The 25907-nt window shown below is 62.0% G+C and carries 21 protein-coding genes and 1 tRNA gene; 8 read left to right on the forward strand and 14 right to left on the reverse strand.

Annotation, left to right across the window (positions count from 1 at the left end):
* Positions 1-106 precede the first annotated feature (106 nt).
* The 6 genes from ACKAMS_RS19690 to ACKAMS_RS19715 all read right to left on the reverse strand — a co-directional run bounded on the left by ACKAMS_RS19690 (position 107) and on the right by ACKAMS_RS19715 (position 8565).
* Entirely contained in the window at positions 107-1243 is a 1137-nt protein-coding gene (locus ACKAMS_RS19690; protein WP_308370959.1) for a methyltransferase, read from the reverse strand.
* A 73-nt stretch (positions 1244-1316) separates the two neighbouring features.
* Complete coding sequence (locus ACKAMS_RS19695; RefSeq protein ID WP_020908534.1) at positions 1317-2003, reverse strand: nitroreductase; 687 nt, start codon at positions 2001-2003, stop codon at positions 1317-1319.
* Between the two features lie 68 nt (positions 2004-2071).
* Positions 2072-2977, reverse strand: a complete 906-nt coding sequence (locus ACKAMS_RS19700) for a TIGR03619 family F420-dependent LLM class oxidoreductase (RefSeq protein WP_133727845.1) — start codon at positions 2975-2977, stop codon at positions 2072-2074.
* Between the two features lie 3 nt (positions 2978-2980).
* Entirely contained in the window at positions 2981-3832 is an 852-nt protein-coding gene (locus tag ACKAMS_RS19705; RefSeq protein ID WP_020970272.1) for an SDR family NAD(P)-dependent oxidoreductase, read from the reverse strand.
* A gap of 46 nt (positions 3833-3878) precedes the next feature.
* Complete coding sequence (locus tag ACKAMS_RS19710) at positions 3879-6269, reverse strand: putative bifunctional diguanylate cyclase/phosphodiesterase (RefSeq protein ID WP_408989411.1); 2391 nt, start codon at positions 6267-6269, stop codon at positions 3879-3881.
* On the reverse strand, positions 6262-8565 hold the full coding sequence (locus tag ACKAMS_RS19715; RefSeq protein WP_223257895.1) for a bifunctional diguanylate cyclase/phosphodiesterase: 2304 nt from the start codon (positions 8563-8565) through the stop codon (positions 6262-6264). The genes ACKAMS_RS19710 and ACKAMS_RS19715 overlap by 8 nt, the downstream gene beginning before the upstream one ends.
* 297 nt (positions 8566-8862) lie before the next feature.
* Between ACKAMS_RS19715 and ACKAMS_RS19720 the strand changes: the two genes are divergently transcribed.
* The 3 genes from ACKAMS_RS19720 (at position 8863) to ACKAMS_RS19730 (ending at position 11656) form a co-directional block, all read left to right on the forward strand.
* Positions 8863-9540, forward strand: coding sequence for a tellurium resistance protein TerA (locus ACKAMS_RS19720; RefSeq protein WP_007728823.1), 678 nt, complete (start codon positions 8863-8865; stop codon positions 9538-9540).
* A gap of 290 nt (positions 9541-9830) precedes the next feature.
* On the forward strand, positions 9831-10025 hold the full coding sequence (locus ACKAMS_RS19725) for a hypothetical protein (RefSeq protein WP_047888884.1): 195 nt from the start codon (positions 9831-9833) through the stop codon (positions 10023-10025).
* Positions 10026-10969: 944 nt separating this feature from the next.
* Positions 10970-11656, forward strand: coding sequence for a hypothetical protein (locus tag ACKAMS_RS19730; RefSeq protein WP_060939524.1), 687 nt, complete (start codon positions 10970-10972; stop codon positions 11654-11656).
* Between the two features lie 97 nt (positions 11657-11753).
* Here the strand turns inward: ACKAMS_RS19730 and ACKAMS_RS19735 are convergent.
* The 6 genes from ACKAMS_RS19735 to ACKAMS_RS19760 form a co-directional block, all read right to left on the reverse strand.
* Positions 11754-11827: transfer RNA gene (locus tag ACKAMS_RS19735), tRNA-Leu, on the reverse strand.
* Between the two features lie 34 nt (positions 11828-11861).
* Positions 11862-12827, reverse strand: coding sequence for a Ppx/GppA phosphatase family protein (locus ACKAMS_RS19740; protein WP_256063447.1), 966 nt, complete (start codon positions 12825-12827; stop codon positions 11862-11864).
* Positions 12824-13369, reverse strand: a complete 546-nt coding sequence (locus ACKAMS_RS19745) for a DUF501 domain-containing protein (protein ID WP_046378944.1) — start codon at positions 13367-13369, stop codon at positions 12824-12826. Before ACKAMS_RS19745 ends, ACKAMS_RS19740 begins: the two co-directional genes overlap by 4 nt.
* Positions 13366-14097, reverse strand: a complete 732-nt coding sequence (locus ACKAMS_RS19750; protein WP_283383905.1) for a septum formation initiator family protein — start codon at positions 14095-14097, stop codon at positions 13366-13368. Before ACKAMS_RS19750 ends, ACKAMS_RS19745 begins: the two co-directional genes overlap by 4 nt.
* 20 nt (positions 14098-14117) lie before the next feature.
* Positions 14118-15404 (reverse strand): phosphopyruvate hydratase, encoded by a 1287-nt coding sequence (gene eno / locus ACKAMS_RS19755; protein ID WP_019744628.1) that lies wholly within the window; start codon positions 15402-15404, stop codon positions 14118-14120.
* A gap of 214 nt (positions 15405-15618) precedes the next feature.
* A complete protein-coding gene (locus tag ACKAMS_RS19760; RefSeq protein WP_031333703.1) occupies positions 15619-16431 on the reverse strand; it encodes a lytic transglycosylase domain-containing protein in 813 nt (270 codons plus the stop codon).
* Between the two features lie 140 nt (positions 16432-16571).
* Between ACKAMS_RS19760 and efeU the strand changes: the two genes are divergently transcribed.
* From efeU to efeB, 3 genes are read left to right on the forward strand one after another with little or no spacing between them, the layout of a single operon-like run.
* Positions 16572-17474: an iron uptake transporter permease EfeU gene (gene efeU / locus ACKAMS_RS19765; RefSeq protein WP_021345071.1), complete on the forward strand. Its 903-nt coding sequence runs from the start codon at positions 16572-16574 to the stop codon at positions 17472-17474.
* A 14-nt stretch (positions 17475-17488) separates the two neighbouring features.
* Positions 17489-18619: an iron uptake system protein EfeO gene (gene efeO, locus ACKAMS_RS19770; protein ID WP_019744631.1), complete on the forward strand. Its 1131-nt coding sequence runs from the start codon at positions 17489-17491 to the stop codon at positions 18617-18619.
* Complete coding sequence (gene efeB / locus ACKAMS_RS19775; protein ID WP_060939526.1) at positions 18620-19900, forward strand: iron uptake transporter deferrochelatase/peroxidase subunit; 1281 nt, start codon at positions 18620-18622, stop codon at positions 19898-19900.
* Between the two features lie 15 nt (positions 19901-19915).
* Here the strand turns inward: efeB and ACKAMS_RS19780 are convergent, their stop codons facing one another.
* Positions 19916-21187 carry an Hsp70 family protein gene (locus tag ACKAMS_RS19780; protein ID WP_408989412.1) on the reverse strand — a complete coding sequence of 424 codons (1272 nt, stop codon included), beginning with the start codon at positions 21185-21187 and terminating at the stop codon, positions 19916-19918.
* A gap of 141 nt (positions 21188-21328) precedes the next feature.
* Here ACKAMS_RS19780 and ACKAMS_RS19785 point away from each other — a divergent pair, with 141 nt between their 5' ends.
* Positions 21329-23167, forward strand: a complete 1839-nt coding sequence (locus tag ACKAMS_RS19785; RefSeq protein ID WP_408989413.1) for a serine aminopeptidase domain-containing protein — start codon at positions 21329-21331, stop codon at positions 23165-23167.
* Positions 23164-24396, forward strand: a complete 1233-nt coding sequence (locus tag ACKAMS_RS19790) for a lipase family protein (RefSeq protein WP_053062022.1) — start codon at positions 23164-23166, stop codon at positions 24394-24396. Before ACKAMS_RS19785 ends, ACKAMS_RS19790 begins: the two co-directional genes overlap by 4 nt.
* Here ACKAMS_RS19790 and ACKAMS_RS19795 read toward each other — a convergent pair whose 3' ends face one another.
* Positions 24397-25782 carry a glycoside hydrolase family 71 protein gene (locus tag ACKAMS_RS19795; protein WP_223257897.1) on the reverse strand — a complete coding sequence of 462 codons (1386 nt, stop codon included), beginning with the start codon at positions 25780-25782 and terminating at the stop codon, positions 24397-24399.
* Positions 25783-25907: the final 125 nt, after the last annotated feature.

Here is a 25907-nt window from a genome sequence, read left to right on the forward strand (position 1 = left end):
GACACGGTCCGTGTACCTAACTAAAAGTAAAGCACTCGTAATTTACAACGTCGAAGCGTCGGTTGTAGTTCCCGGCGCATTTCCGGAAAGTCAACACTCTTCGATACTAGGACGGTTTGACCGACTTCATCACGATGAACTTGGCGTTCTTCGCCATCGCCTCGCTCGGACCCACCGCAGCTTTCAGCGGTTCGCGATACCCCAGATGCGCGTTGTGAACAGTCCACAACTCCCCACCCGGACGCAGGACGCGACCGGCGGCTTCGAACATCTTGAGTGCTCCGCCGGTGTGCACCGCCGCGCCGACGTGGAACGGCGGGTTCAACAGAACCAGATCGGCACTCGCACTGGGCAACGAACTCACGGCGTCGTCGCGCAGGCCGCTCACCCGATCGCCGACGCCGTTTGCAGTTGCGGTCGCCAGAGCCGAAGCGACGGCTGCCGAGGACTGATCCGTTGCGATCACGTGGACATTCGGGAATTTACGCGCGATCGCCGCCGCGAGAATGCCGCTGCCACAACCCAGATCGATCACGTCGCTCAGCGGATCGACCGCAATCTTTCCGAGGTTCTCCAGGAGCAACCGGGTGCCGATGTCCAGGCTCGCACCGGCAAACACGGCGCCGTGAGCAACGACGTCGAGGTCGAACTCGTCGAGGCGTTCGGTCATCGGGAACGTGATGGCAACATCGGTCTTCGGTTCCGATGCCTTGAGTACGCGGGACTTCTGACGCCCACGCGAGGCGCTGACGTCGGAAAACGATTCGCCGAGAACCTTGTTCATCGCCGGGGTGATGTGCTTGTCACGCCCACCGGCGAAGACACGAACCGCCGGGTCGGCGTGCAGCGCGATCAGCTGAGCGATCTCGGCAAGTTCAGCGAGGCTACGCGGCAATTGCATGAGCACGACGCGGGCGCCGCTGAGCAACTCCTCGTCCAGTCCGTGGGAGGTGAAGGCGTCACTGAAACCGAGTTCGCGCGCATTGTTGGCGAGGGCCAACTCTCCGGTGAGTGGATCCTGGTGAACCCGCACGCCGGCGATTCCGTGAACGAGCGCAACACCGGCGGTCAGCGCACCGTAGTGATCGCCGATCACGACGACGGTGCCCGCCGGTGCCGCGGCCAGAGCGTCGGCGGCCTCGTCGAGGATCAGACGATCAGCCGCGTCGACGGCAAAGAGATTGGGTGCCTCGACATCGGGGAATCGGCGCAGACGATCGAACAGTTCGGGTGTGTCGGACATGCCACCAGTCTTTCAGGTGAATCAGCTCAACACTCAATCCCTGGAAGTGCAGGTGATCAGTTCGACATCCACATCAGTTCGACATCCACTGCACGACGTTGTCGACGGTTTCGCGTTCGGTGCGGAATCCGTTCACCGGGTGGTCGGTGTCGGGGTACCCGAACGAGATCGCGCACACGACCTTGCGAGTGTCGTCGATGCCGAAGTGCTCGTGAATGAACTTGGAGCTACCCGCGAGCGCCGCCTGCGGAATGGTGGCCACCCCCAGGCTCTGGGCCGCGAGCAGGAAGCTGTTCACGTACAACCCACAGTCGACGGCGCCGTAGGTGCCCAATGCCTCGTCGGTGGTGATGATCGCGACGTGGGGAGCGCCGAAGAGCTCGAAGTTCTTCATCGTCTGTGCCGCGGAACCGGCGCGGTCACCGTGCTCGATTCCGACGCTCGAATACAGCGCCATCGCACAGTCGAACCGACGCGACTTGTAGATGCCCTGGTACTCGCGGGGGAACTCGAAGTCCGACTCCTGGGCGTTGGCCATCACGTACTCACCGAGGCCGGCGCGGAATCGTTCTGTGCCCTCTCCTTCGGTGATCGCAACCTGCCACGGTTGCGTGTTGCACCACGAGGGCGTCTTCTGCGCCAGCCGAAGGATCTCCTCGATCACCTCACGTGGCACCTGACGGTCCTCGTAGGCGCGGCAGCTGATCCGGGCATCGAGCAACCCTTCCAGGCTCGTATCCACGACGATGCTCTCGGTCATGTGTTCTCTCCTCGATCAGGCTGCACTACAACACTTCGCACGATAGAACTATCGCTTCAACGCAATAGTCATCGGGTCACCTTTGCGAAGGCCGACACCAGCTCGCCGAACTCCGACATCGCCGTGTCCGGATCCGGATCAACAGCTGCCAGCGCGACCAGCACATCGGTAGCACCGGATTCGAGCAGCTGTTCGGCACCGATCATCGTCGCCGGGAGATCGATCGAACCGTCAGCCCCGCGAACAACGGTCAGTCGCCCACGGACCTGCAATTCCGCTGGATCGCGTCCGAGATCCGCCATGGCCTTCCCGATGACATCGATCCCTTCACGTAGGTCGTCGTCCGCGGCGCCCATGATCGGAATCCACCCGTCACCCCAGGTTGCGACGCGTCGTACGACGGCCTTGGATAGTGAACCGGATACCCAGATCGGGATTCCAGCGGCCGGACGGGGCGCGCAATACACGTCGTCGAACTTCAGACGAGGAGTGTCGATGCTCGCCGGCGCCGAACTCCACAGGGCCCGGCACACGGCGAGAGCGTCGTCGAGCAACGGTCCTCGTTTACCGAAGTCCATACCGACCGCGTCGTATTCGCGTTGCTGCCAACCGGTTCCGACGCCAAGGTCGAGGCGGCCGCCGGACAGCAGATCGAGTGTCGCGGCAGTCTTGGCAAGTACCGCTCCCCCGCGAAGCGCCGCGATGACGATTCCGGTCCCCAAGCGAATTGTCTTCGTCTGTCCGGCAACAAAAGCCAGGACGGTCAGCGGTTCGAGCCAGTTGGCGTCAGGCTCGGTGGGGAACGCCGACCACGTGTATGCCGAGTTGTCCGAGCCCATCACCACATGATCGGTGACGAGGACCCGGTCGAAGCCGGCAGCTTCCGCGCTCTGACAGACCTGCACGAGTTTCCCGTAGGAGCTCTCCGCGAGAGTGGTGCCGAAATTAGGAACGTTCAGACTGAAAGTTGTCATGTGTCAAGCCTTTCGGGGCCGGTTGGTCCAGCCGCCTTCTTCGGTGGGGAACCAGCCTCCGGCAGCGTGCGAGCCGCCGTCGACGTGGATGACGGTTCCGGTGATGTATCTCGCCAGGTCTGAAGCCAGGAACAGCGCGGGGCCGGCGATGTCGACCGGCTGGCCCGGTCCACCCAACGGCGCCCATGCCGGCCACTTGTCCCAGTCGTCGGCAGGGACGATCCTGCGATACGGCACCTGTACCGACTCGATCAGATCCGGGGCAATGGCGTTGACGCGCACTCCGGTTCGACCGATCTCCACACCAAGACTTCTGGTGAACTGCGTCAGCGCGGCCTTGTATGCCGAGTACATGGTGTGGCCCGGGATCGCTCGATGCGCCTCCACCGTCGTCAGGTTCACGATCGATCCACCGACTCCGCGATCGATCATGCCGGGAAGCAGGGCATGGGTCAGGCGCACGACGTGATCGAAATTGATGTTGCCCGCCTCGGACCAGAATCCTGGATCCGTACCGGCGAACGCTGTCGGCGGGTTCAGGAAATGACCCACATTGTTCACCAGAACGTCCGGCGCGAACTCGGTCAACGCGACGGGGACCTCCTGCGCACGCACGTCGTACTCGAGATGGTTGATCGAACCACCTGCAGCTGAGTCGAATTCGACCTCGCCCAGCGGTGCCATGTCCACAACCAGAACTGACGCGCCATGCGAGGCAAATGCTCGAACGATCGCTGCGCCGATTCCCTGGGAACCGCCTGTGACCACTGCCTTCTTACCCACCAACATCGGCCCTGGGAAGTACGCCGATCCGACCACCACGAAGACACCCTTCTGCAGTTCGATGTGAATCACTTCGGCGTACCGTCACACATCGATCGCCAAAACGGGCGCAAAGTTCTCACTCAGTGGTAGCCGCGACACCCAGCCTGCTCGGACCGCCTGGTCGCTCATTCAAATAGTCCGGAATCTCGGCTGCCCGTATCGGCATTCCCTCCAAGTACCCCTGGATCACGTCACATCCGCACTCCGTCACTATCGCGCGCTGCCTCTCCGTCTCCACGCCCTCGGCAACGGTGTCCAGCCCGAGAGATTTGGCAATCGCGATGACGGCTCGCAGGACAGCGAACCTCGAATTCGAGGGATCCGCGTCCAGCGGTGCGACGAACGCCCGATCGATCTTCAACCGATCGAGCGGCAGCCGGGCCAAGCTGGCAACCGAGGAGAACCCTGTACCGAAGTCGTCCATCGCAATCGCGATTCCGAGCGCCGAGAGCTGTACCAACACATCTCGGTCGGCGTCGTCGATGACCAGCGATTCGGTCACCTCGATCTCGAGTCGGCTGGGGTGGAGGTTCACCTCGTTCAGTGTCTGGCGTACCGATTCGACGTATCGACTCGAACGCAGTTGCACCTGAGAAACATTGACGGCAACCCGAATGTCCTCCGGCCACGTTGTCGCTGCCGTGCAGGCAGCCCGCAAAACACCTGCACCGATCGGCACGATCAAGCCAGTTTCCTCGGCGACCGAAATGAAGTCTCCCGGCGAGACGAGACCTGAAGTCGGATGGTTCCAACGCAGCAGAGCCTCGAACCCGACAACAACTCCCGTCGCGGCTGAAACCTGCGGTTGATAGACCAACTCGAACTCTTCGTCGATCAACGCACGACGAAGATCCAACAGTGCTCTGGCCCGACCTGTCGCACGATCCCGCAAAGTCGCATCGAAGGCGCGAATCTGGTTCCGACCGCTCTCCTTTGCGTGGTAAAGCGCGAGGTCCGCAACAATCACCAGGTCTTCGAGGCTGTCGGCGTCGTCGGGCATCGAGCCGTACCCCAGACTGGCACGAATGCGAATCTGGTTGCCGACCAGTGAAAATGGTCGTTCGAATGAGTCGAGAATCGTTTGGAATCGTTCCTCAACCTCATCTGCACTCGCGATGTCGTCGAAGGCGGCGTCGTCGAAGGCGATGGCAAACTCGTCACCCCCCAGTCGCCCACAGATCTCGTTCGATCGCAGAACGCTGTGCAGCCTGCTCGCAACATCGCGAAGCACGTCGTCTCCGACGTGGTGTCCCAACCGGTCGTTGATCGACTTGAAGTTGTCCAGGTCCAGAATCGCCAACCACACTCTGCGTCCGTCCCGAAGCCTCGACGAGAGCTGAGAGTTGAAGCTGTACCGATTCTTGAGCCCGGTCAGAGAATCGACTTCCGCCAGTCGCAATATATTTTGACGCTGGTGATAAGAGTGCGTGATATCGGATCCGACACCGCGCCACCCGTAGTCCGCCCCGTCGCCGCTGGCGGGGTGACCTGACATCGACCACCAGCGAGTATCGCCCCGTACGACAACTTGCATGGTGAGGTCCCGAAACGCCGTCCCGGCTTGAAAATTCGCGGTGAGAAGATCAAGGGACTTCCTGCCCGCATCTGTTCGAGATGCGCCGATCCCGATCAGGATCTCGTGCATGGTGCGGCCCCGAATCTGCGCTGCCGGTAAACCGACCTGCTCGGCAAATCGATACGACACGGTACTGGCGATACCGCGCGAATCGGTTTCCCAGAGCCAATCCTGCGCTCCGTCTTCGAGATCGTTGAGCAACAATTCGACGAGATCTCGTTCGTCCTCGGCTACGAGTTCGGCGCGTAGCCGTCTCTCGAAGAGGTTGGCCAACAGCAAAGTTCCGCTGTAGAGCGAGCCTACGAAGATGACCAGCACCCCGATCAGTACATAGCGCGAGGGTTCCGGCTCGGTCCAGAATCCCCCCGCCAACCCAAGCCCAACCAGTCCGATCCATATCAGCGTGAATCCGCGAAACATCAATGTCGGGAAAACGCCGACTGCGATGCCTCCCATCAATGTCGAGGTCAGCACCAATTCGTTACCAGGATCCAGGATCGGGAACAGCACCAGCGCCAGGCACGCGAGCAAGACCCCCCACACGACGACCTGGGTTGTGAGTACAACCAATTCGGTGGTCTGCGACTCCGAAACCCCCAGCCGCGAGCGCCCCAGCCAATAGAGGCTGAACGCGATGCTCGACACGGCCACGACGCTCGGCCATACCCAGCGGAACATCCCGGTATCTGCCGGCAGAAGCACCACGATCGTCGAAAGCGCGATAGCAGCGATCAGGAAGGCCCACGGCAGTACTCGCGACGTGAACTCCAGGCGTCGGTTGAGAAGTCGGTGACGATCGTAATCCGAAAGGTGGTCGTCAGAACCTCGTCGACCGAGCCTGCGCACGGTGGTTACGACTCGACGTCTGCGTACCACCGCCGGGTCATCCACGTCGGCCTGCTGTCGCCAGCGCCACTGCCTGGACAGACATGACTTCGCCGGCAGCACGCCCCTGCACCGTCCGCACCCCCGCAGCCGCAACGGCCTTCAGTTGCTCCTCGCTGTCCACCCCCGAGACAACGACCTCCATTCCCAGTGCGTCGACCAGATCCACGAGCGCTTCGAGGATCGGCCGCCCGCCGGGCGCCGCACCGGAAATGGAGCGTTCGATGCGCACTCGCGTGAACGGAAGGCCGGACAGTGATGCAAGGGAGGAGAATCCGGCTCCGAACTCGTCGACCGTCAGCGATACTCCCATCTCCGCGATGGCATGCAACGCGGCTCTGGACTGGTCGGTAATGACAGAGGACTCGTCGAGTTGGAGCTCGAACTGCCCTGCCCTGGCATCTGATCGACGAAGCGAGTCGCCGACCGCCTCGATGAACGCCTCCGATTCGAGCTGACGCGTCGATACCGCGACCGCTACCCGCAGGTGATCAGGAAGACGCGACGCCGCCTCGCACGCCAGCTCGAAGACTGTCGTTCCTAGTGAATAAGCCAAACCGGTGTCGTCTGCCACGCTCATGAATTCGGCGGACGTCACAGCTCCGAGGCGGGCGTTGTGCCAGACCACGCGGACCTCCACGGCCACGATCTCGCGGGAGAGCACGTCGATCCTGGGCAGCAGCTCGAGTTCGAGGTCCTTCTCCGCGACGGTGTTTCCCAGATCTTCGAGCAGGCGGGCCCGCCGATCGGCCACGGACTTCATCGAGTCTCGATATTCACGCACGGCCCCGCGCCCGGATTCCTTTGCCGCGAACAATGCGAGGTCCGCAGCGCCCATCATTTCGTCGGCGGAGGACGGCAGTTCGGCGGGGAGGTAGTACCCGATGCTGCATCCGATCTCCAACCGCGTGCCGGCCACTGTGATCGGCTCATGCAGAGTTTCGATGTAGCGGCCGAGCAGAGTACGAACTTGCGAACTGTCACCCATGTCGGTGAAAAGAATCGCGAACTCGTCTCCACCCAGACGTGCGAACAACTGTGACATTCCGCCGGCTTCGGACAGGCGATCCGCGACCTCTCGCAGAACCGCGTCGCCAACGGTGTGACCCAGTGTGTCGTTGACCGATTTGAAGTTGTCGAGGTCGAGCATCGCCAACGCGAGACCACTTTCGCTTGTGTACGGATCACGCAGCAGTCGCTCGAGCTCGGTCCAGAAGCTGTGCCGGTTCGGCATGCCGGTCAGTGCGTCCACGCGACCCATCCGCACGATCTCGTCACTCTGCAGTTTCACTTCCGTGACGTCGGAACCGACTCCTCGCCAGACGAACTCGTCAGGTGTGCGGCCGGGGCGCGGGCGTCCGGAGATCTGCCACCACCGGATTTCACCGTGCACTCGGACCGGAACGAGCACGTCGACGAATGCGGTCTTCGTGTGGCGGGCTTGCTGCAGCTCCATGAGCGCATCGATTCCGCCGGGGATCCGTAGAGTGCCCAGCTCCATGAACAGGTCTTGCCACGCCGTTCCCTGCAACTCGGCGGAGTCCAGCCCCGCTTCGGATGCGAGCCGCGTCGGGATTCGGTTGAATTTGCCTTTCTGGTCCGTCTCCCACACGAAGTCCCCGGCGTTGCCTTCGAAGTCTTCGAGCAGCATCTGCACAACCGATCGTTCCGATGCTGCGCGCAGCTCGGCTCGGTAGCGAGATTCCAGGTTGCCCGAGACCACTATCGTGCCGCCGATCAGAGCTGCTCCGTACACGATCAATCCGATGAGAATTCGTTCGAACTCGGGCCCCGGTTGGAGCCAGAACGCCACGCCCAAAATCACGAGATTCGACAGGACCCAGGTGAGTCCGACGATCCGCAACATCGCGGTAGCCACGGCTCCGGCGCCGGTGATAGACGCGGACGCCGCCGTGAGGATCAGATCGCCGGAATCGTCCAGGATCGGATACAGGACCAGGGCGAGCGAGGAATACAGGATCCCGACTACAGCAAATTCGACGATGAGAAACGCGTAGGACATCCGGTACGTGGGTGCGATCAGGTTGAAATGAATGGCGAGACCGACGCACATCCCCACCAGCCCGATCACTCCGGACAGGAATGGCCACAGGCGCGGCAACGGTCCGCTGTCCGGCGGAATCACATACAACGTCAGCCCGAGTGTGACGACGAGGTGGACAGCAGCGGCCCACGGCAGCACGCCGAAGGTGACGGCTATCTGCTCACGAGTGACGTCATCGCGCTGCGCGGGCGTCAATCTTTCTCGCTGGTGGGGTTGCAGAAGAGACAGGACCGACATCACTTACCTCCCGCTCCCACGACGCAATTCGAATCGGACGTCCGACTCAGCAATTCTCTCGTAATTAGGCACTGCGGCGCCAACCAGTACGTCCGACCTATTTCGGAGTCAGGTCTGCCCACAGACACAGTAATCAGCAAACTACTGGTCTGCCGGTAGTTGGTGCGGCAAGTTTGATGCCGATGGGTTGAAATCAGACATGAGGGACAATGGCCGGAGATCGCCGATCACGTCGGTGGAGATTCCTCGACGGGTAACACGATCGGACTCATTCGAGTTCAGACAAGGACTATCACGATGGCAATCGACTACACCCGACGTTCCGGCGAGTCCACTCCGTCGCAAGCACCGGTCAGCCTGAGCAAGATCACGCTCACCAAATCGGCACCGACGGTCAACCTCGCGAAGGCGGGTGAACGACAAGGCAATATGCGGGTGAACCTCAACTGGTCGCAGGGAGCACCACCGAAGAAGACCGGTTTCCTCGCCAAACTCGCCGGCGCAGGTTCTGGCGCGGTCGACCTGGACCTCGGATGCCTCTACGAACTTGCCGACGGGTCCAAGGGAGTGGTCCAAGCCTTGGGCAACAGTTTCGGTTCACTGACTTCTCCGCCCTACATCTCCCTCGACGGCGACGACCGCAGTGGTGCGAACACCGGCGGCGAGAACATGCACGTCAATCTCGGTGACCCAAGCGCTTTCCGGCGAATCCTGATCTTCGCGATGATTTACGACGGCGCCCCCAACTGGGCGGCCGTGGACGGCGTCGTCACCCTGTATCCCACCAACGGCCCCGAGGTGGAAGTGCGGCTCGATTCGGCCAGCAACCAGGAGCGGTTGTGCGCAATCGCTCTCATCCAGAGTTCAGGTCAGGGCGTGACGGTGACCCGCGAAGTTCAGTACATCAACGGCAGTCAGTCAGATCTCGATCGGGCCTACAACTGGGGAATGAAATGGGCGGCTGGACGAAAGTAGGTGTCACGGGCGGGGTGTCCCCCATCCGAATGACAATGTCCGAATCGTCCACAATGTCGCAAGTTACTGGATAGTGTCGAGAAGTGGGGTCGGACATGAGGGGTCACGCTCGACACCGATAGTGGGTCGGTGACGCTATGTGCTTGGCGACACCGACGTTCGACCGGAAAGGCCCTCGATTTCCCCCGAGATCGAGGGTCTTTTCGTATCTTGCGTCACTGTTCGGACCCGTTTTATTAGTTGATTGTTAAACTAAGCGTTCGTCCAACATGTACCGATGGAGAACGTGAATGTCCACGAATTCAGATCGACGCCCGCGCCTGCCCGCGAGAATCGCCTACCTCGCCGCAGGAGTTCTCTTTGTCGCCGCCATGCTCCTGCTGGCAAGCGTCGTCAACCCTGACCGGGACCGCGATTTCTCCATGAACCACGTCCCCGCGGGGACGTCGGTAACCTCCGTCGTCGCCACCACTGACCTCGGCTAACGAAGGTACTGGTACGTAAGTGGCGCGCGTCACGAACTGTGGGTACCTTCAACGCCAATGGTTCGCCGTAGGTCGGTATTGAGAGGGACGGCCAACCACTGCCCTGCCTGGTTGCCCCACCCAAGCAGGCAGGGCACCCCAGATCAGGCAGGCACCCCCGATAATTTAAGCCTCAAGTAACTGTTACTCGGGAAAGACTTGTATCAAACCGGGACGAATCGTACATTTCATCCGGCAGTCGGCCTTCGTCCGACGCCTTTGCCGTCAATGTCGACGGAACTTCTCTGAACACCACCACAAGTCGGCCACTTGTCGTGACCGCATTCGTCCTCGCGAAAGGCTCGCCCATGTTCGATTTCTTCGGCGCAATCTCCGGCTTCTTCGGCCTACTGTTCGGCACCGGCTCGTCGAGCGGGAGCTCGGGAGGAAGCAGCGACGCACCCGTCGCCCCGCCTACCTGATCCACAAGCCTCACCCGGCACCAATCCGCCGGGTGAGGCTCTCACGAATCTCTTTGAAACACAACGTAACAGCACTTCAACTCCATCGACTTTTCTGCGGATCCACGCCGACACACTCTGGCGTCCGGACAGTTTCACCGCAGCGCCTGCAGTAATGGGTCCGATGCCCGCCATTCTCGCTCGAGGCACACCCGCAAACCTCCCAGCCGACGAGGCACGTATTGGCCGTCAGCGGGTGTCCGTTCGGGCAGCGGTCCGGGGATCGCTCGGTTAGCCGCATCTCCACATTCTCGCACACACGTTCGATACCTTGGTGCTGGACACTGCAAATTCGATTGCACCGGCCGCTGCCGGTCAGCCCGAGCGCAACTATCCCTTCTGTCACTTCGGTCTGCTTTAATACGAAGGCTTTGTCGGGGGTTTACCAATGTCCGAAGTTGTCGAGTTTCTGCGAGCACACGCAGGCGAACACGGGGTTGAACTATGGGTTTCTTCAAGAAGGCGGCTGTGACTGCTCTAGCGGTCGCTGCAGTCGGAGCATCAACAGGGATCGCATCAGCTGATCCGTCGACCGACGTGAACTACGAAGCGAAGATCGTCGACAAGTCGATCGTCACCACTATCGACGCCGGGCTGTTCAAGGTATCCGGCGACGGCCACTCCGTCGTCTTGCAGGACAGCAAGGGAGCCGACCTTGTTTCGCTGCCTCTCGCATACAACCTCGGGGATCTGCAGTTCCCCTTCGATCGCACGATCAGTGAAGACGGTAAGACCCTCACACTGACACCGATTACCGATTCGGCGAAGGCAACACCTCGACCCGAGAGTGCGCCTGCGGCAAAGGAATGGACGCCGGTAGCCTCGCCCGAGGAGAATGATCGGGCGATTGCGCACTTCCAGAGTCAACTCGGTCTCGGCACTCAGGTCGGCAGCCTGCTCGGCACCATCGTCGGCGCCGGAATCGGTTGCGCTGTCGGCGCTCCGCTGGGCTTGACCATCGTCGGACTCCCCGTCGCTGCGGCACTGTGCCTGGGTGGCCTCGCAACAGGAGCCGGAATCGGCGGTGTCGCCGGAACCATCCTCGGTGGCGGCGGCGCGGCTGTCGTAGCCGGCATCGATCTCGTCAACACACTGAATGCGCCTGCCGGAACGACCGTCTGGGCCCAGTAGCCACTTGGTGAGCAGTCGTTGCTCCACGAAAACCCCGCCCGTCCGTATGAGGACGAGCGGGGTTCTTCGATATCGCACCGAATGTTGGACTACGCGGTGCCCCCAGTCGGACTCGAACCGACACTTGACGGATTTTAAGTCCGTTGCCTCTGCCAATTGGGCTATGGGGGCCTTGACGCACCCGACTGGTCGGGTGCGTCGGGAATCAGACTATCGGGTGGGTCTGAGCTATCGACATCGCGATGCCGTCGAGGATGTCGTGTTCGCTGACAACCAGTTCGGTGATCCCGGCTTTGGCTTCGAATGTCTGAGCCAGCACCGTGGTGATGATCGCTCCGCCGCCGATGACGTCCACCCGCCCCGGATGCATCGGGCCGAAGGCGGCGCGATCAACCCGAGGCATGGCGGTAAGTCGCTCGCACACCTCGAAAAGTTGCTTGAACGGAATCCTCGACAGGTGCACCTTCTCGGCGTCGTACTCCGGAAGTTCCTGAGCAATCGCGGCCAGCGTCGTCATGGTTCCAGCGACACCCACCCAGGTGTGAGCCTTCTCGACGGGCACGGCCTCGAATGCCTCGGCCAATTTCGCGGTCGCAAAAGCCGTCGCCTCGGAAACCTGCTCTGCCGTAGGCGGATCCGACGGTAGGCACCGCTCAGTGACGCGCACACAGCCGATGTCGCTGGAGTACGCAGCCTGGACGCCCGACGCGTCGCCGAGGACAACTTCGGTGGACCCGCCGCCGAGATCGACTACCACAAAGGGGCCCTCGGACGGATCAAGTTCTCCCACAGCACCACCGAACGAGAGTCGCGCCTCTTCGTCGCCGGTGATCACCTCCGCTCCGGATCCGGGAATCACCGCACCGAGCACGTCCCGCGTCATCGTGAAGAAGTCTTCCCGATTCGCAGCGTCGCGAGTAGCCGACGTCGCGACCATTCGAACGGCGGTTGCTCCGGCATCGGCGATCATCGACGCGTACTCGACCAGCGCGACCCGGGTGCGTTCGATGGCCTCGGGCGCGAATGTCCCTGTCGCATCAACACCTTGACCCAGTCGCACGACGCGCATCTCGCGCCGGACATCCACCAGACGGCCGTCGGCGCCGACGTCGGCGATCAGCAGTCGAATGGAGTTGGTACCGCAATCGACTGCGGCAACACGGCGAGTCACCGGTCGGCGGTGTCGGCATCGTCGATGCCAGGCCAGTCCGCGGGAATTGCAGTTCCGCGGAGCTTTCCGTGGCCGGCCAAGGCAACGGACTCGTCACCGAGCGGATTGACGCCGGGACCCTTGGCAAGCGAATGCGCCATCAGCACGTGCAAGCACTTGACGCGATCCGGCATCCCGCCACCGGCAAAGTCGGTTCCGAGAGATTCGATCGCGTCCCGTTCGGCAAGGTACGACTCGTATGCCCGCCGGTAGGCCGCGGCAAGTTCCGGATCCTGGGTCAGGCGTTCAGTCATTTCACGCATGACGCCGGCGGATTCCTGACGGCTCGCTTCGGCCGTCAGTCGCGGGTCGGTGAGGTAGTACAACGTCGGGAACGGTGTTCCGTCCGGAAGTTTGGGGGCAGTCTTGACGACGCCGGGCTGACCGTCCGGGCTGCGGTACGCGATCTCGAGCACTCCGCGTGGCTCACGGCCCAATTGAGCGGCAACGGCGTCGAGATCCGCTTGTGAAACCTGTGGGGAATTTTCGGACGTGTTGCTCACCCGGTGGGTACTCCTTGTTCTTCTGGCTCTATCGGCGCCAACGGCATCGGGGCCGGTGTCGTCGTCTCGGGAACCACTGGCGGTTCCGAAATCGTTTGCCACAGATCGCGATACCACGGACCTGTCAGCGGTGTTTCCTTTTCCTGCTTCTTCTCGGGTTCCTTGTAGTCGCCGGGAAGCTGAACCTGAAACGGGGTCTCGCCCGGTTTGACGTACCGAAGGCGTTCTCGTGCAAGAGCTTCGATGTACGCAGGGTCGTCGAAGCGCGCGTTCTGGCCTTGCAGCTTTCGCAGTTCTTCCTCGAGCACCTGACGTTCGGCCGCCACCTGCGCGGCATCCGAACGCTGGCTGATGTAGGTACGCAGCGGCACTGCCAGTGTCAGCGCCAGCATGAGCACAACCATCGCGAGCACAACGGCCCGACTGGTGGACAAGCCGAAAATGGTGTTGTCCGACTTCGGAAGCCGAGACCAGAACTTGTTGGTTCCGCTCTTCCCCCGGGCCGACCTCGACCCACGCGCCGACGCTTTCTCGGCGGAGACCCCCGGTTGCGCGGGGTCTGTCACAGCGGAATCAACTGCTGCCGGATCTACCGAAGATGCCGGTTCCGACGCGCGTGGGCGTCGAGCGCTGTCACGACGCGCACGCGACGGTGTGTCCCCACGACGGGAACCACGACCCCCCGGACTTCCGCCGGGGGATCGTGGCTTACCGCGCTGTGCAGACACTACTGAATCTTAGATTTCCGTCAGGCCTCGAAAGCGAAGCGCGGGAACGCAACCTCGCCGGCGTAACGTGCTGCGTCGCCGAGGTTCTCCTCGATACGCAGCAGCTGGTTGTACTTGGCAACGCGCTCGCTGCGGGCCGGAGCACCGGTCTTGATCTGACCGCTGCCGACGGCAACCGCGAGGTCGGCGATGGTGGTGTCCTCGGTCTCGCCGGAACGGTGGCTCATCATCGTCTTGTAGCCGTTGCGGTGAGCGAGATCGACGGCGTCGAGGGTCTCGGTCAGAGTGCCGATCTGGTTGACCTTCACCAGGAGTGCGTTTGCCGCACCCTTGACGATGCCTTCTTCGAGGCGCTCGGGGTTGGTGACGAAGAGGTCGTCGCCGACGAGTTGGACCTTGTTGCCGATCTGATCGGTGAGTGCAACCCAGCCGTCCCAGTCGTCTTCGTCGAGCGGATCCTCGATGGAAACGAGCGGGTAGGCGTCGATGAGCTCGGCGTAGAACGCCGCCATCTCGGCCGCGGTGCGGTTCTTGCCCTCGAACTTGTAGCCGGTGCCATCGGTGTAGAACTCGGTGGCGGCGACGTCGAGAGCGAGCGCGACGTCGGTGCCCAGCTTGAGGCCGGTCTTGTTCACGGCGATCGTGATGAGGTCGAGTGCTTCCTTGGTGCCCGCGACGTCGGGAGCGAATCCGCCTTCGTCACCGAGACCGGTGGAGAGGCCCTTCTCCTTGAGGACCGATTTCAGGGAGTGGTAGACCTCGGCACCCCAGCGCAGCGATTCCTTGAAGCTCGGTGCGCCGATGGGAGCAACCATGAACTCCTGGACGTCGACACCGGTGTCTGCGTGCGCGCCACCGTTGAGGATGTTCATCATCGGGACAGGGAGAACGTGAGCGTTGGGGCCACCGACGTAGCGGAACAGCTCGAGGCCCGAGGACTCGGCAGCGGCGCGAGCCACGGCAAGCGAGGCACCGAGCAGAGCGTTTGCGCCCAGACGCGACTTGTCCGGGGTGCCGTCTGCGTCGAGCAGCGCCTGGTCGACCGTGCGCTGCTCGGTTGCGTCGATGCCGATGATGGCCGGAGCGATCTCGCCGAGCACAGCCTCCACGGCCTTCTCGACGCCCTTTCCGCCGTAGCGTGCGCCACCGTCGCGCAGTTCGACGGCTTCGTGCTCACCGGTGGAAGCACCGGACGGCACCGCAGCCCTGGCGAAACTTCCGTCTTCGAGCAGAACCTCGACCTCAACCGTGGGGTTGCCACGTGAATCAAGGATCTCGCGAGCTCCGACCTGCTCAATACTGGCCACTGTGTGGTTCTCCTTCGAATGGGCTTCGCATTGGGGCACGCTCTGCGTGCTTGACACTTGGGCTCCGACCCCTCCGGTCGAAAGAGGACCACGATCGCGGCTGGGCCTCTGCAGTGCCAGCACCTCTGTAGTGCCAGCACACAGCCTAACCGCACGGGCCGAAGGCTTCTTTATCGACGCGCGGTCACGGTCCCGACCTGCGGATCGATCGCCGTCAGTCCGGCCGTACCCCGACTGAATACGCCGACGCACGATCACGAACGAGCGCGAGATAGTCGCCCGAGAGGTTGTACGCCATGAGCGCCTGCTGCCACCCGGCAGCGGCAGTGAGGTCTCCCCCGCGTGCACACAGGTAACGAGCGGCGGTGAGGGCAGCGTCGTCGATGTTGTCCGGGTCCACCCGGCCGTCGCCGTTGGCGTCGACTCCCCATTTGAGCCACGTCTCAGGGATGAACTGCATGGGCCCCATCGCACGGTCGTGCACTGGATCGCCGTCCATCGCCCCGCCGTCGGTGTCGGGTATCTCGGCAACTCCCGGGCCACCGTCCAGAGGGATTCCCCGAATCGTCGGGGCGACCTGGCCGAACGCATCGACCGACGAACCGTCGTAGGTCCCGTGTCGGCTCTCGACGCTGCCGATACCGGCCAATGTCGTCCACCCGATTCCGCAGCTGGGAAGCGTCTCGGCCATGACCGCAGCGGCGTACCCGTATGCCTCGAGTGCCGTCGTCCCGATCCCGATGTCGTCCGACAATCCCGCGGCCCAGTCGGCGAGTTGATCAGCACTGCGGCCGGGGGCATTGATGTCGATCGGTGGCGTCGGAGAGCCTGTACCTGGGGGTATGCCCTCCGGAATGGCTACTTTCGGTTCGTTCGATCCACACGCCACGATGCCTGCGCCCAGCAAGGCTGTTCCGGCAGCTACTGCGGCTACGACTCTCGAGAGACGCCGGGGACTTCTGCGGGCTGCGGGAGTTCGGTACACCCTTCCATCATCCACATGCGAGCGAAGTACTCCCGAACCCATTGGTAAAGAACAGCAAAAGTACAGGTCAGGGCGTGGTTCACCACCGATTATGGAGTATCTTCTTCTGAGTTAAGGCTGGCCTAGCCTCATAAGTTCGTCAGAAGCTGTCGCACTCACTCAGTCAGGAGTCGCCCGTGCCCGTGTCGGTACTCGCTGCCGCGAGCACACCATCAGTTGCCACCCAGTTATTCGGCAGTGGCCTGATCGGTCTGCGCGAAGGCCTCGAAGCGGGCATCGTGGTGATGATTCTCGCTGCCTACCTCGTGAAGGCTCAGCGCAGGGACGCACTCAAATGGGTGTGGCTCGGCGTCGCCATCGCCGTCGCGATGGTGGCGATCATCTTTTTCGCGATCCACTACGGAACGTCGACGGTCGACGGCCTGACCGCAGAGATCATCGCGGGCGTTGCCTCCCTGGTCGCCGTCGTCATCGTCACGATCATGGTCCTGTGGATGCGCACGGCCGCGAAGAACATTTCCGGCGATCTGAAAGCGGGGATGGAGAAGGCGTTGATCGCCGGCCCCGTCGCCATCTTGTCGCTGTCGTTCTTCGCGGTCGGTCGTGAAGGCGTCGAGACAGCGTTGCTCATGGTCGGATACGCCGAGAACACCGCAGGCAGCTCCTGGCCGTTGGTCGGACTGCTCCTCGGAATTCTCCTGGCCGCCGTCTTGACCGTCGCCATGTACTTCGGCGCCCTCCGTCTCAACCTGACGACATTCTTCCGGTACACGGCGATCTTCCTCATCGTCGTAGCCGCCGGAATCCTCTCGTACGGTGTTCGCGCTCTACAGACCGGAAATGTGCTTCCGGGCGGTTCGAATCTCGCGTTCAACCTGACGCCCGGCTACGACCCGTCGACCTGGTACGGCACCGTCCTCGCCGGAATCTTCAACTTCCGCCCGGATCCGACGGTCCTGCAAGCCGTCGCGTGGGTCGTCTACCTCGTAGTCGTCCTAGCGCTCTTCCTGCGTCCCCTTCCGTCGAAGCCAACCGAGCCGACGGCCCCGCCGGCGCACGACACACACGTTCCCGAAAAATCCTGAGAGGCATTGCCGACATGCGTAAATCCACCCTCGTACTGGCCACGGCTGCGGTACTTCCCTTCTCCCTCGCCGCGTGCACCGAGAAGACGACGGCGAGCGACGGCGACATCGTCGTCACGGCCACCGACGATTCGTGTGACGTCAGTGCCACCACCGGGACCACTGGCAGTTCGACGTTCCAGGTGACGAACAACGGCTCGAAGGTCACCGAGTTCTACGTCTTCGCCGAGGGTGATCGAGCGATGGGCGAAGTCGAGAACATCGGCCCCGGCCTTACCCGGCAGCTGATCGTCTCTCTCCCCGAGGCTGCGACCTATCAACTCGCGTGCAAGCCGGGCATGGTCGGAACCGGCATCCGCCAGGACTTCGTCGTCACGGGCGATTCGCAGGCGGCCACCGACGAGAGCGGACAACTCGCCGAAGCTGCCGACGGCTACCGGCGGTACATCCGCAGCCAGATCGTCGCGCTGCAGGACACCGCAGCTCAGTTCGTCGCCGCCGTCCAGTCCGGCAACGTCGACCAGGCGAAGGCACTGTTCCCGATCGCACGTACCTACTACGAGCGCATCGAGCCCGAAGCCGAGAGCTTCGGCGAACTCGATCCCAAGCTTGACCTGCGCGAAGCGGACCTGGAGCCCGGTCAGGTCTGGACGGGATTCCACCGCCTCGAGAAGGATTTGTGGGTTACCGGACTTCAGCCGGATACCAACGCAGTCGCCGATCAACTGCTCGAAGACATTCAGTATCTTGCCGACCAGGTGAACGCCGAGGACTACACGATCGATCCAACCAAGATCGCCGGCGACGCCCAAGGACTGCTCGACGAGATCTCGACTTCCAAGATCACCGGAGAGGAAGACATCTTCTCGCACACCGACCTGTGGGACTTCCAGGCCAACGTCGACGGCTCACAAGCGGCGATCGCGGCACTGAACCCGATTCTGCAGGAACGTAATCCCGAGCTCGCCCAGCGCATCGCGGACCGCTTCGCCGACCTCGACGCCGCTCTGGCGCAGTTCCGCGTCGGCGACGGATTCGTGTACTACGACACCGTCACCGAAGCGCAGCGTCAAGAACTCTCGCGTAAAATCGATGCTCTGTCCGCCGAGGTCAGCCAGGTCCAGGAAGTAGTCGCGGGACAGTAGATGACTGATTCACCAGAAGGCACACCCGCTGCGGAAAACGCAGCACCGCATGCGGTCTCACGGCGCCGACTGTTCGGCGCCGTGGGGGCCGGCGCCGTCCTGGCCGGTGCCGGTGCCGTCATCGGGCGGGTGACCGCCGACGAGAATTCCGGCACCGATCACGCAGACGTGGTGGCATTCCGCGGCGAGCATCAGGCAGGCATCACGACGCCGGCCCAGGATCGCATGCACTTCGTCGCTTTCGATGTGACGACGAAGTCGCGCGACGAACTGATCACGCTGCTGCAGACGTGGACGGCGATGGCCGAACGAATGACGGCGGGTCAGGAAGCAACCGAGGACGGAGCGACCGGCGACGGTCCGTACGCGCCACCGAGCGATACCGGTGAGGCACTCGATCTCGCGCCGTCGCAACTCACCCTGACCATCGGATTCGGACCGTCACTTTTCGACGACCGTTTCGGGCTCGCAGACAAGAAACCTGCTGCCCTGCTCGATCTCCCCCACTTCCGCGCGGACAACCTCGATCCGAATCGCAGCGGGGGCGACATCGCCATCCAAGCGTGCGCCAACGATCCCCAGGTTGCCGTCCATGCGATCCGCAACCTCGCGCGAGTCGCTTTCGGGACCGCGTCGGTCAAGTGGTCACAACTCGGGTTCGGGCGAACGTCCTCGACCTCGACGACGCAGGCAACACCACGAAATCTGTTCGGGTTCAAGGACGGAACAGCCAACATCAAGGCGGAAGATCCAAACGCACTCGCCCAGCACGTCTGGGTTGATCCCACTGACGATCAGGCCTGGATGGCAGGCGGCTCATTCCTCGTCGCCAGACGAATCCGCATGCTGATCGAGCAGTGGGATCGCGCAGTACTCAAGGAACAGGAAGCCGTCATCGGCCGCTCCAAACGCAGCGGAGCACCACTGGGCGGCAAAGACGAGTTCGACGAACTCGATCTCGATTCCAAAATGGGCCACGACTTCGTCATCCCGGAGGATTCACACGTGCGCCTGGCCTCTGCCGAGGAACTCGGTGGGATTCAGATCTTGCGCCGCGGATACAACTTCACCGACGGCTCCGACGGCTTCGGCCACCTGGACGCGGGACTGTTCTTCGTTGCGTACTGCCGGAATCCGGTCGAGCAATTTGTTCCGATGCAGCAAAACCTTTCACGACACGATGCGCTGAACGAATACATCCAACACGTCGGTTCTGCCGTCTTCGCGTGCCCCGGCGGTCTCGCCGACGGCAAGGACTGGAGTTCCCAGCTGTTCACCTGATGCGAGTCTCCGGGTTCAGTATCTCCACGAACGCACCAAATTGACCGGTGCCCGATTCCGCTCGGTCAGTGGATCGATTGCCTTGGTCGTGGTCGGCGGCAACAACTCGGCGGTAGGTACCGGCGCGACAATCTCCGTTGTTTGGGTCAGCGGTGGTTCCGCCTGCGCAGGATCCGAGAACGGGCGCAGCACCGCCCACGCGAGGAAGCTGGTCAGTGCAACCAGCGAGAACCCAACGCCCACAAGGATTTGCATTCTCCCAAGCCCACCAGAAGGCAGCGAATCCGATTCCGTGCCTTCCTCGGTTTCACCGACACTGCGCACAACGGCCTGATCGGAAGACATGTCTACCGCATCCGTTGCGATTTCCGAGTCGGAGACGCCCGAAACCGAGACTTCCGAAACCGCGACTTCCGAAACCGAGACTTCCGAGCTGTGGTGCTCCTGATGTAAGACCTCGGCTATCAATGCTGCACCCTTGGCCGAGGCGAGCTCGGGCTCGGCCGGCCTGATCACCGGTACCGAAAACTCCCGCTCGAGTATCTTCTCCACCAGTGAAATTCGGGCGCCTCCTCCGACGAGAACCAAAGCGTCAGGGACACACCGGGCTCGAGCCGCAACTTCTCGGATCACCATCAGCGTGTCTTCGACTTCCCGCGTGACAACCGAATCAAAACGGATGCACATGGATTCGGGAACGGGCATCACCTGCGCACGACGGGAGCCACTGGCGAGGTATTCCTTGACTTCGCGGGCGTCGAACGCTGCATCAGCGTCGAGGGCTGCATCAGCCGTGGTTGCGGAGAGTAACTCCACGACTACCCCGTCGAGTCTGTCACCAGCGAGCGCCGTCGACCGCGTGGACGCGATAGTTGTCGCGGTTCCGATCTCGATCATCGAGACAGTCACCCCGGTTCGACCGATATCGAGAACTGTCAGTAACCGAAAACCTTCGGCCGCACCCGAAGTCCGTACCAGCGCGACAACGGCCACCGCTTCCGACACCGTGACAGCACCCTCGATACCTCGGGCACGCAGTTCTGATTCGAGCGCCACGTTCTGCCGCTCGTCAGGAAACGCGATGACCATCCGTGACGTGTCCCCGCGAACCGCAGCAACTAGGTGAATCGCGGCTGTCCTCACCGGAGAGGCGTCGTATGCGTCTACCGTCCGAGTCAGGAATCGACCGCTCGCGGATCCGGTTTCCGGCTGAGAGTCGGCCCGAACAATACGAACCGATGCAGCGCCCAACGACGCACCGAACACTGGATCCATCGCTGTACGCACCCCCATATCCAACTCTTGCACTGCTTATTCGTCGCAAAACATACTTGCGGTATGTTATCCGTAGCGGGAAGTTTACCGGATCCTCGGGAAACCGGAGAACTACGCGAAACTGGCAGGCTGAATCAATGTGTGGAGAGGTCCTTGAACAAGTCGATGGCCAACATGACAAGCGCGATGTCCGCACTACACGTCCCTCATCTCACCCCGCTGGAGACCACCCCTCGACACTTCCGCCACCGCCAGACACCGTCCGGGATTCGCACGATTGACACGTGGATTCCAGGCCCAGGCGATAGGGCTCTGTTCGCCTCGCTTCACCTGCCTTCGGATGGTGCCGTGCGCGGCGCCGTCGTCATATGTCCACCCCTTGCGAAGGAACACATCAGCGCTTACCGGGGACTACGCCAACTCGCCCAAGAACTTGCCGAGTACGGATTCCTCGCGCTTCGTTTCGACTATGCAGGACAGGGTGATTCATCCGGCCGCCAGGATGACCCGCTCGCAGTTGCGCAATGGCAAGCCAGCGTTGCGGCAGCCGTTGCGTACGCGCGGCGCGCGGGCATCGAGTCCGTTGCCGTCACGGGTTTGCGCGCAGGGGCACTGATCGCGGCGGCCACCGTCGATACGCTTGGCGACCTACGTGCGATGGTCTTGTGGGATCCGGTCATATCCGGTCGGTCCTACGTTCGCGAACTGACTTCGCTGTACCGCGTTTCGGTCGACGACGACCCTCACCACGACGATTGCACATCCATCGTCGGCGGCGTGCTTGATTCCGCTGCGGTGAAAGACCTTTCCGGACTCGACCTCAGCACCTTCGATCCGGGTTCCTCGACGAAGGTCCTCGCCGCGATTCGCCCTGAATTCGCTGCTTCGCCCCGCACTGTTCGGATGCTCGAGCGATCCGGCGCAGAACGCATGTTCGTCGAACGCCAGAATCAGTTCGTATCCCCCAGCAGTTTCGTACTCTCGGTGCCAACGCACGACATCAAACAGATTTCGAGTTGGGTGTCACGTCAATTCGGCGAGGACAAGACTGTCGTCGATCCAGAGATCACGTCGGCGGCGCATGTCGCGACGGCTGACGACGGCGAAGAAATCTGGGAAACCTTGGAAAGACGGTCCACCGGATCACTCTTTGCAATCTCCACCGCCTCCCGCACGACTACGAGTCACGCTGCCACTGCGGTCTTTCACAGCACCGCGAACGAACACCGGATCGGGCCGGCCAGGCTGTGGGTCGAGTCCGCTCGAACTCTCGCAGCGCACGGCATCCGCTCGGTTCGCTTCGACAGGATGGGCACAGGAGACAGCGGAACTGTCCTCACCGACGAGAACACCCCCATCGTGTCTCCGGAAGCGCGCCGCAATGTGTTGGATCTGATTGACACTCTCGACGTACCGCCGTCCCGCCGGATGCACGTCGGAATGTGTTCCGGCGCATGGATGGGTGCCTACGTGGCAAGCCAGCGCGGCGCACGGTCCGTGGTGCTTCTCAACATCGTGAATTGGTCGATCAACAATCGACGACCACCAGTGAAGAAGGCACATGTCGATGCAATGGAGTCTGACGTTGCAAACCGAATTTTCGTCGTGGCCAGAACAATTCGCAATGCCGGACGACGAGCCCAGCGGTACGTGCCTTACCCGGTGTGGCTCGGTCTCGGCTTCCTCGGACTGGTCAACGCCCCTGAGTCGATGCTTCGCACCTTGACCCGCCGCGGGACGAAGACCGCAGTGTCCCTCGCGCCTGAAGACGAAGCGTGGTTCGAGGCGAACAGAGGCAGACAAGGTGTCACGCGTCTTTCGAGCTCGAAGAATCCCCCGCACGTCTTGTTCTCAGGCTCCGGTGATCACAACCTGTTCCATCGCAGTTCTCGAGAACGCGTCGGCCGGTTGATAGTTGCCTCTGCACTCGATGCGTTCGGAGACCGAAGACTCGCCGTGTCGAAGCACGACAAGGAGGGACTCGGAGCATGATGCGCACGTCTACCCGGGACGGAATTCGAACGTCGTCCTACGTATTCGTAGTCGTTGCAGCGACAACCGCGGCGCTTCTGACCGGTTGCGCTTCCGACACAGCGCCCGCCGAACCGGCTCCGACGTCCGCACCTCTTCCCTCGATCAGCGCCGACGCCGTCGCGGCCAGAGGCAAACTCGAAAGCACGTCCGCATTCGACAACGTCGATCCACTGATAGCCGGAGTGGGCGCGACTGCCCACCAGATCACGTACCGATCAACCTCAGGCACGGACGGAAGCTCAACGATCGTCTCTGGAGTCGTCTTCGTTCCGGAAGGCGACCCACCACCCGGCGGGCGATCTGTCGTCACCGTCGGTCACGGCACAACGGGAGTGACTGCGGAGTGCGGACCTTCGATGCACCCGGATCTCCTGGGCTACGCGAGTACGATCGTCCCTTTGATGAAACTGGGATTCGTGGCAGTCATGACCGACTACCAAGGGTTGGGTCCGGCAGGCGGCATCACCCCGTACCTCGATCCCAACACCAGCGCGTTCAACCTGATCGACGGAGTTCGCGCGGCGCGAGAAATGGTCCCGGACACGTCCGGGAAATGGGCAGGACTCGGCGTGTCGATCGGTGGGCAAGCCACATGGGCGGCGGCAGAGTTGTCCGGTTTCTACGCGCCCGAATTGAATTTTGTCGGATCGGTAGCGCTGGCTCCGGCCGCAGATCTTTCCAAGCTCGCCGACTTGGCCCAGTCGCAGTGGCTGACGCATGAACAGCAGATCATGATGTCGTACGTAGTATCTGGGCTGACCGTCGCTCGACCCGGCACCGATCCAGGCAACTACCTACACGGTGCGCTGTCGAGTAACTCTGAGATGTGGTTGGCATGTGCGGGCCCGGCGTTGAAAGAACGCGGCGAACAAGCATCACGACTGAATCCCGCCGATACCCTGCCGAGCTCCGACGAGGCCGGAGCAGTCCTGCGCGACTGGCTCACATCGATCGCCCTTCCGCAGCGTCCGGCCGGAGGACCACTCCTGGTCATCAACGGCGACGCTGATCAGACGATCCGCCCGCAGTGGGTGCAAGAGGCCGTCGACAATGCCTGCGCGTTCGACGATTCGGTGCAGCACATCGTCAGGGCAGGCCAAACTCACAACAATCTGGATCCGGGGTCCGAGACCGCAGTCTGGCTCCAAGCGCGCTTCAGAGGCGAGCCACCGCCGTCGGACTGCTGACTATCGTCGAAAACTCGAATCGACCAGGTACTCCATGTTCTGAACCGCAGGAGTGGATGCGACGTCGGCATGTGTCTTCGCCGAAGACACTTCCGTCCCGTTCCGAACCACGCTGACCGAGACGGCGCCGACCGCCGATGGAACCGTGCAGATGTCCATCCCTGTATCGGCCCTGCACGTGGTCGTCGTACCGCCGACCGTAACTTTCACTTCGGCACCTTCGACCAAGAAGGTCAAAACCTCGATCGTGTCGCGAACCGGGGACGACCCCGCACGCAGAATCATCGGCGATACCGAGGGTAGTGCGGGTTGCGCGGACGACAGCTGGTTCCGATAGGTGACGTACGCGATATCACGTGTAATCGCCGGTGCCGTTCCGGTCTTGAACCAGTCGACAAAATATGCGTTCAAATCGAGCAGCGCACGACCGTGCCCCTCGCTCGGTGCAAACGCCGTACCTTCGCTGTAGTCGTTCCACGAAATTAGTTGCACCCATTCGCTATCCGATTCGCGCGCAATCTGCCAAGTGTTTCGGAGATTCCCAGTGTTCTGCGCTTCGTCGAAAACCGATTGGCTGGGGCGCGCATCCTGGAACGAGACCGACTGCATCCATATCTTGCCGAGAGCGTGCGCTCGGTTCACCTGATCCAGTGGCGAGCCGATCCCGGTGTCCGTCACTGGATTGAAGGAAGGGTTACGTCCACCCCACGTCGACATTCCGTAGCTTATCGACGCGAATGAATCCATATTCGTGGTGGAGTTCAGGAAGAGTGGAACGAAGGCCACCTCGATCCCGTAGCGGGCCTTCATGATTTCGAGAAACTGCGACCACCACGCCGGGTCGTGTTTCTCGGCAAGAAACGGCGAAATCACCACCCGGTTGTCCGTCAATCGAAAAACCGACGGCGATGACGCGTACTGCGACAACTCGCCTGCCAGATTCGCGGGGTCCAATGTGCCGAGTTCGCCGTTCATATCCGGCATCAGCATTATTTCGAACGCAGGATCAACCGCAGCCGAAGCAGCGAGAAGTTCGGACGGAACGGACGAAGACCACAACGGGTTCGACGACTTCGTCAGAATGTCAACCGAGAACCCACTGATTCCTGCGTCGATTGCCTGCCGCACTTCATCTTCGAGATCTCGCTGCCTCCACTGTGCGTCAGCTGAAACGGGCCGTGGTTGCGGCCGGTCTCGAAGAAACCCTCCGAATGCGGCGTATGAACCTCGTTCACCGTTCGGATTGAGATACTGAGTGGCGTAATAGTCTTCGCCCGACGGTAGGTTGTCGATCGAAAGGGGATACGGCGGGAAGTAGTGCGCAAAGACCATTTTGCCGGTCGACTGTCCGTTGTCCGGAAGCTCGACGGCGGGATGTGATGACACCGCCGCGTCAACCCTCGCGTTTGGGTCCACCCCACCAGAGAGCCTGAGGCCGGACGCTACGAGAAGCGCTGACGACACCAGCGCAATGCCGATTGCAACTGCACGAAATTTCCTGCCCCGCGAAC

Origin of the sequence: Rhodococcus sp. 5A-K4 (assembly GCF_046097995.1) — a bacterium.
In the GTDB taxonomy this organism is placed as follows: Bacteria; Actinomycetota; Actinomycetes; order Mycobacteriales; family Mycobacteriaceae; genus Rhodococcus_F; species Rhodococcus_F erythropolis.

Coding starts and splice junctions, on each gene's coding strand:
- ACKAMS_RS19695 (WP_020908534.1), bottom strand. CDS start 2,003: ATGACCGAGAGCATCGTCGTGGATACGAGCCTGGAAGGGTTGCTCGAT.
- ACKAMS_RS19725 (WP_047888884.1), top strand. CDS start 9,831: ATGTCCACGAATTCAGATCGACGCCCGCGCCTGCCCGCGAGAATCGCC.
- ACKAMS_RS19700 (WP_133727845.1), bottom strand. CDS start 2,977: ATGACAACTTTCAGTCTGAACGTTCCTAATTTCGGCACCACTCTCGCG.
- ACKAMS_RS19720 (WP_007728823.1), top strand. CDS start 8,863: ATGGCAATCGACTACACCCGACGTTCCGGCGAGTCCACTCCGTCGCAA.
- efeB (WP_060939526.1), top strand. CDS start 18,620: ATGACTGATTCACCAGAAGGCACACCCGCTGCGGAAAACGCAGCACCG.
- ACKAMS_RS19760 (WP_031333703.1), bottom strand. CDS start 16,431: ATGGGTTCGGGAGTACTTCGCTCGCATGTGGATGATGGAAGGGTGTAC.
- efeO (WP_019744631.1), top strand. CDS start 17,489: ATGCGTAAATCCACCCTCGTACTGGCCACGGCTGCGGTACTTCCCTTC.
- ACKAMS_RS19690 (WP_308370959.1), bottom strand. CDS start 1,243: ATGTCCGACACACCCGAACTGTTCGATCGTCTGCGCCGATTCCCCGAT.
- ACKAMS_RS19790 (WP_053062022.1), top strand. CDS start 23,164: ATGATGCGCACGTCTACCCGGGACGGAATTCGAACGTCGTCCTACGTA.
- ACKAMS_RS19715 (WP_223257895.1), bottom strand. CDS start 8,565: ATGTCGGTCCTGTCTCTTCTGCAACCCCACCAGCGAGAAAGATTGACG.
- ACKAMS_RS19730 (WP_060939524.1), top strand. CDS start 10,970: ATGGGTTTCTTCAAGAAGGCGGCTGTGACTGCTCTAGCGGTCGCTGCA.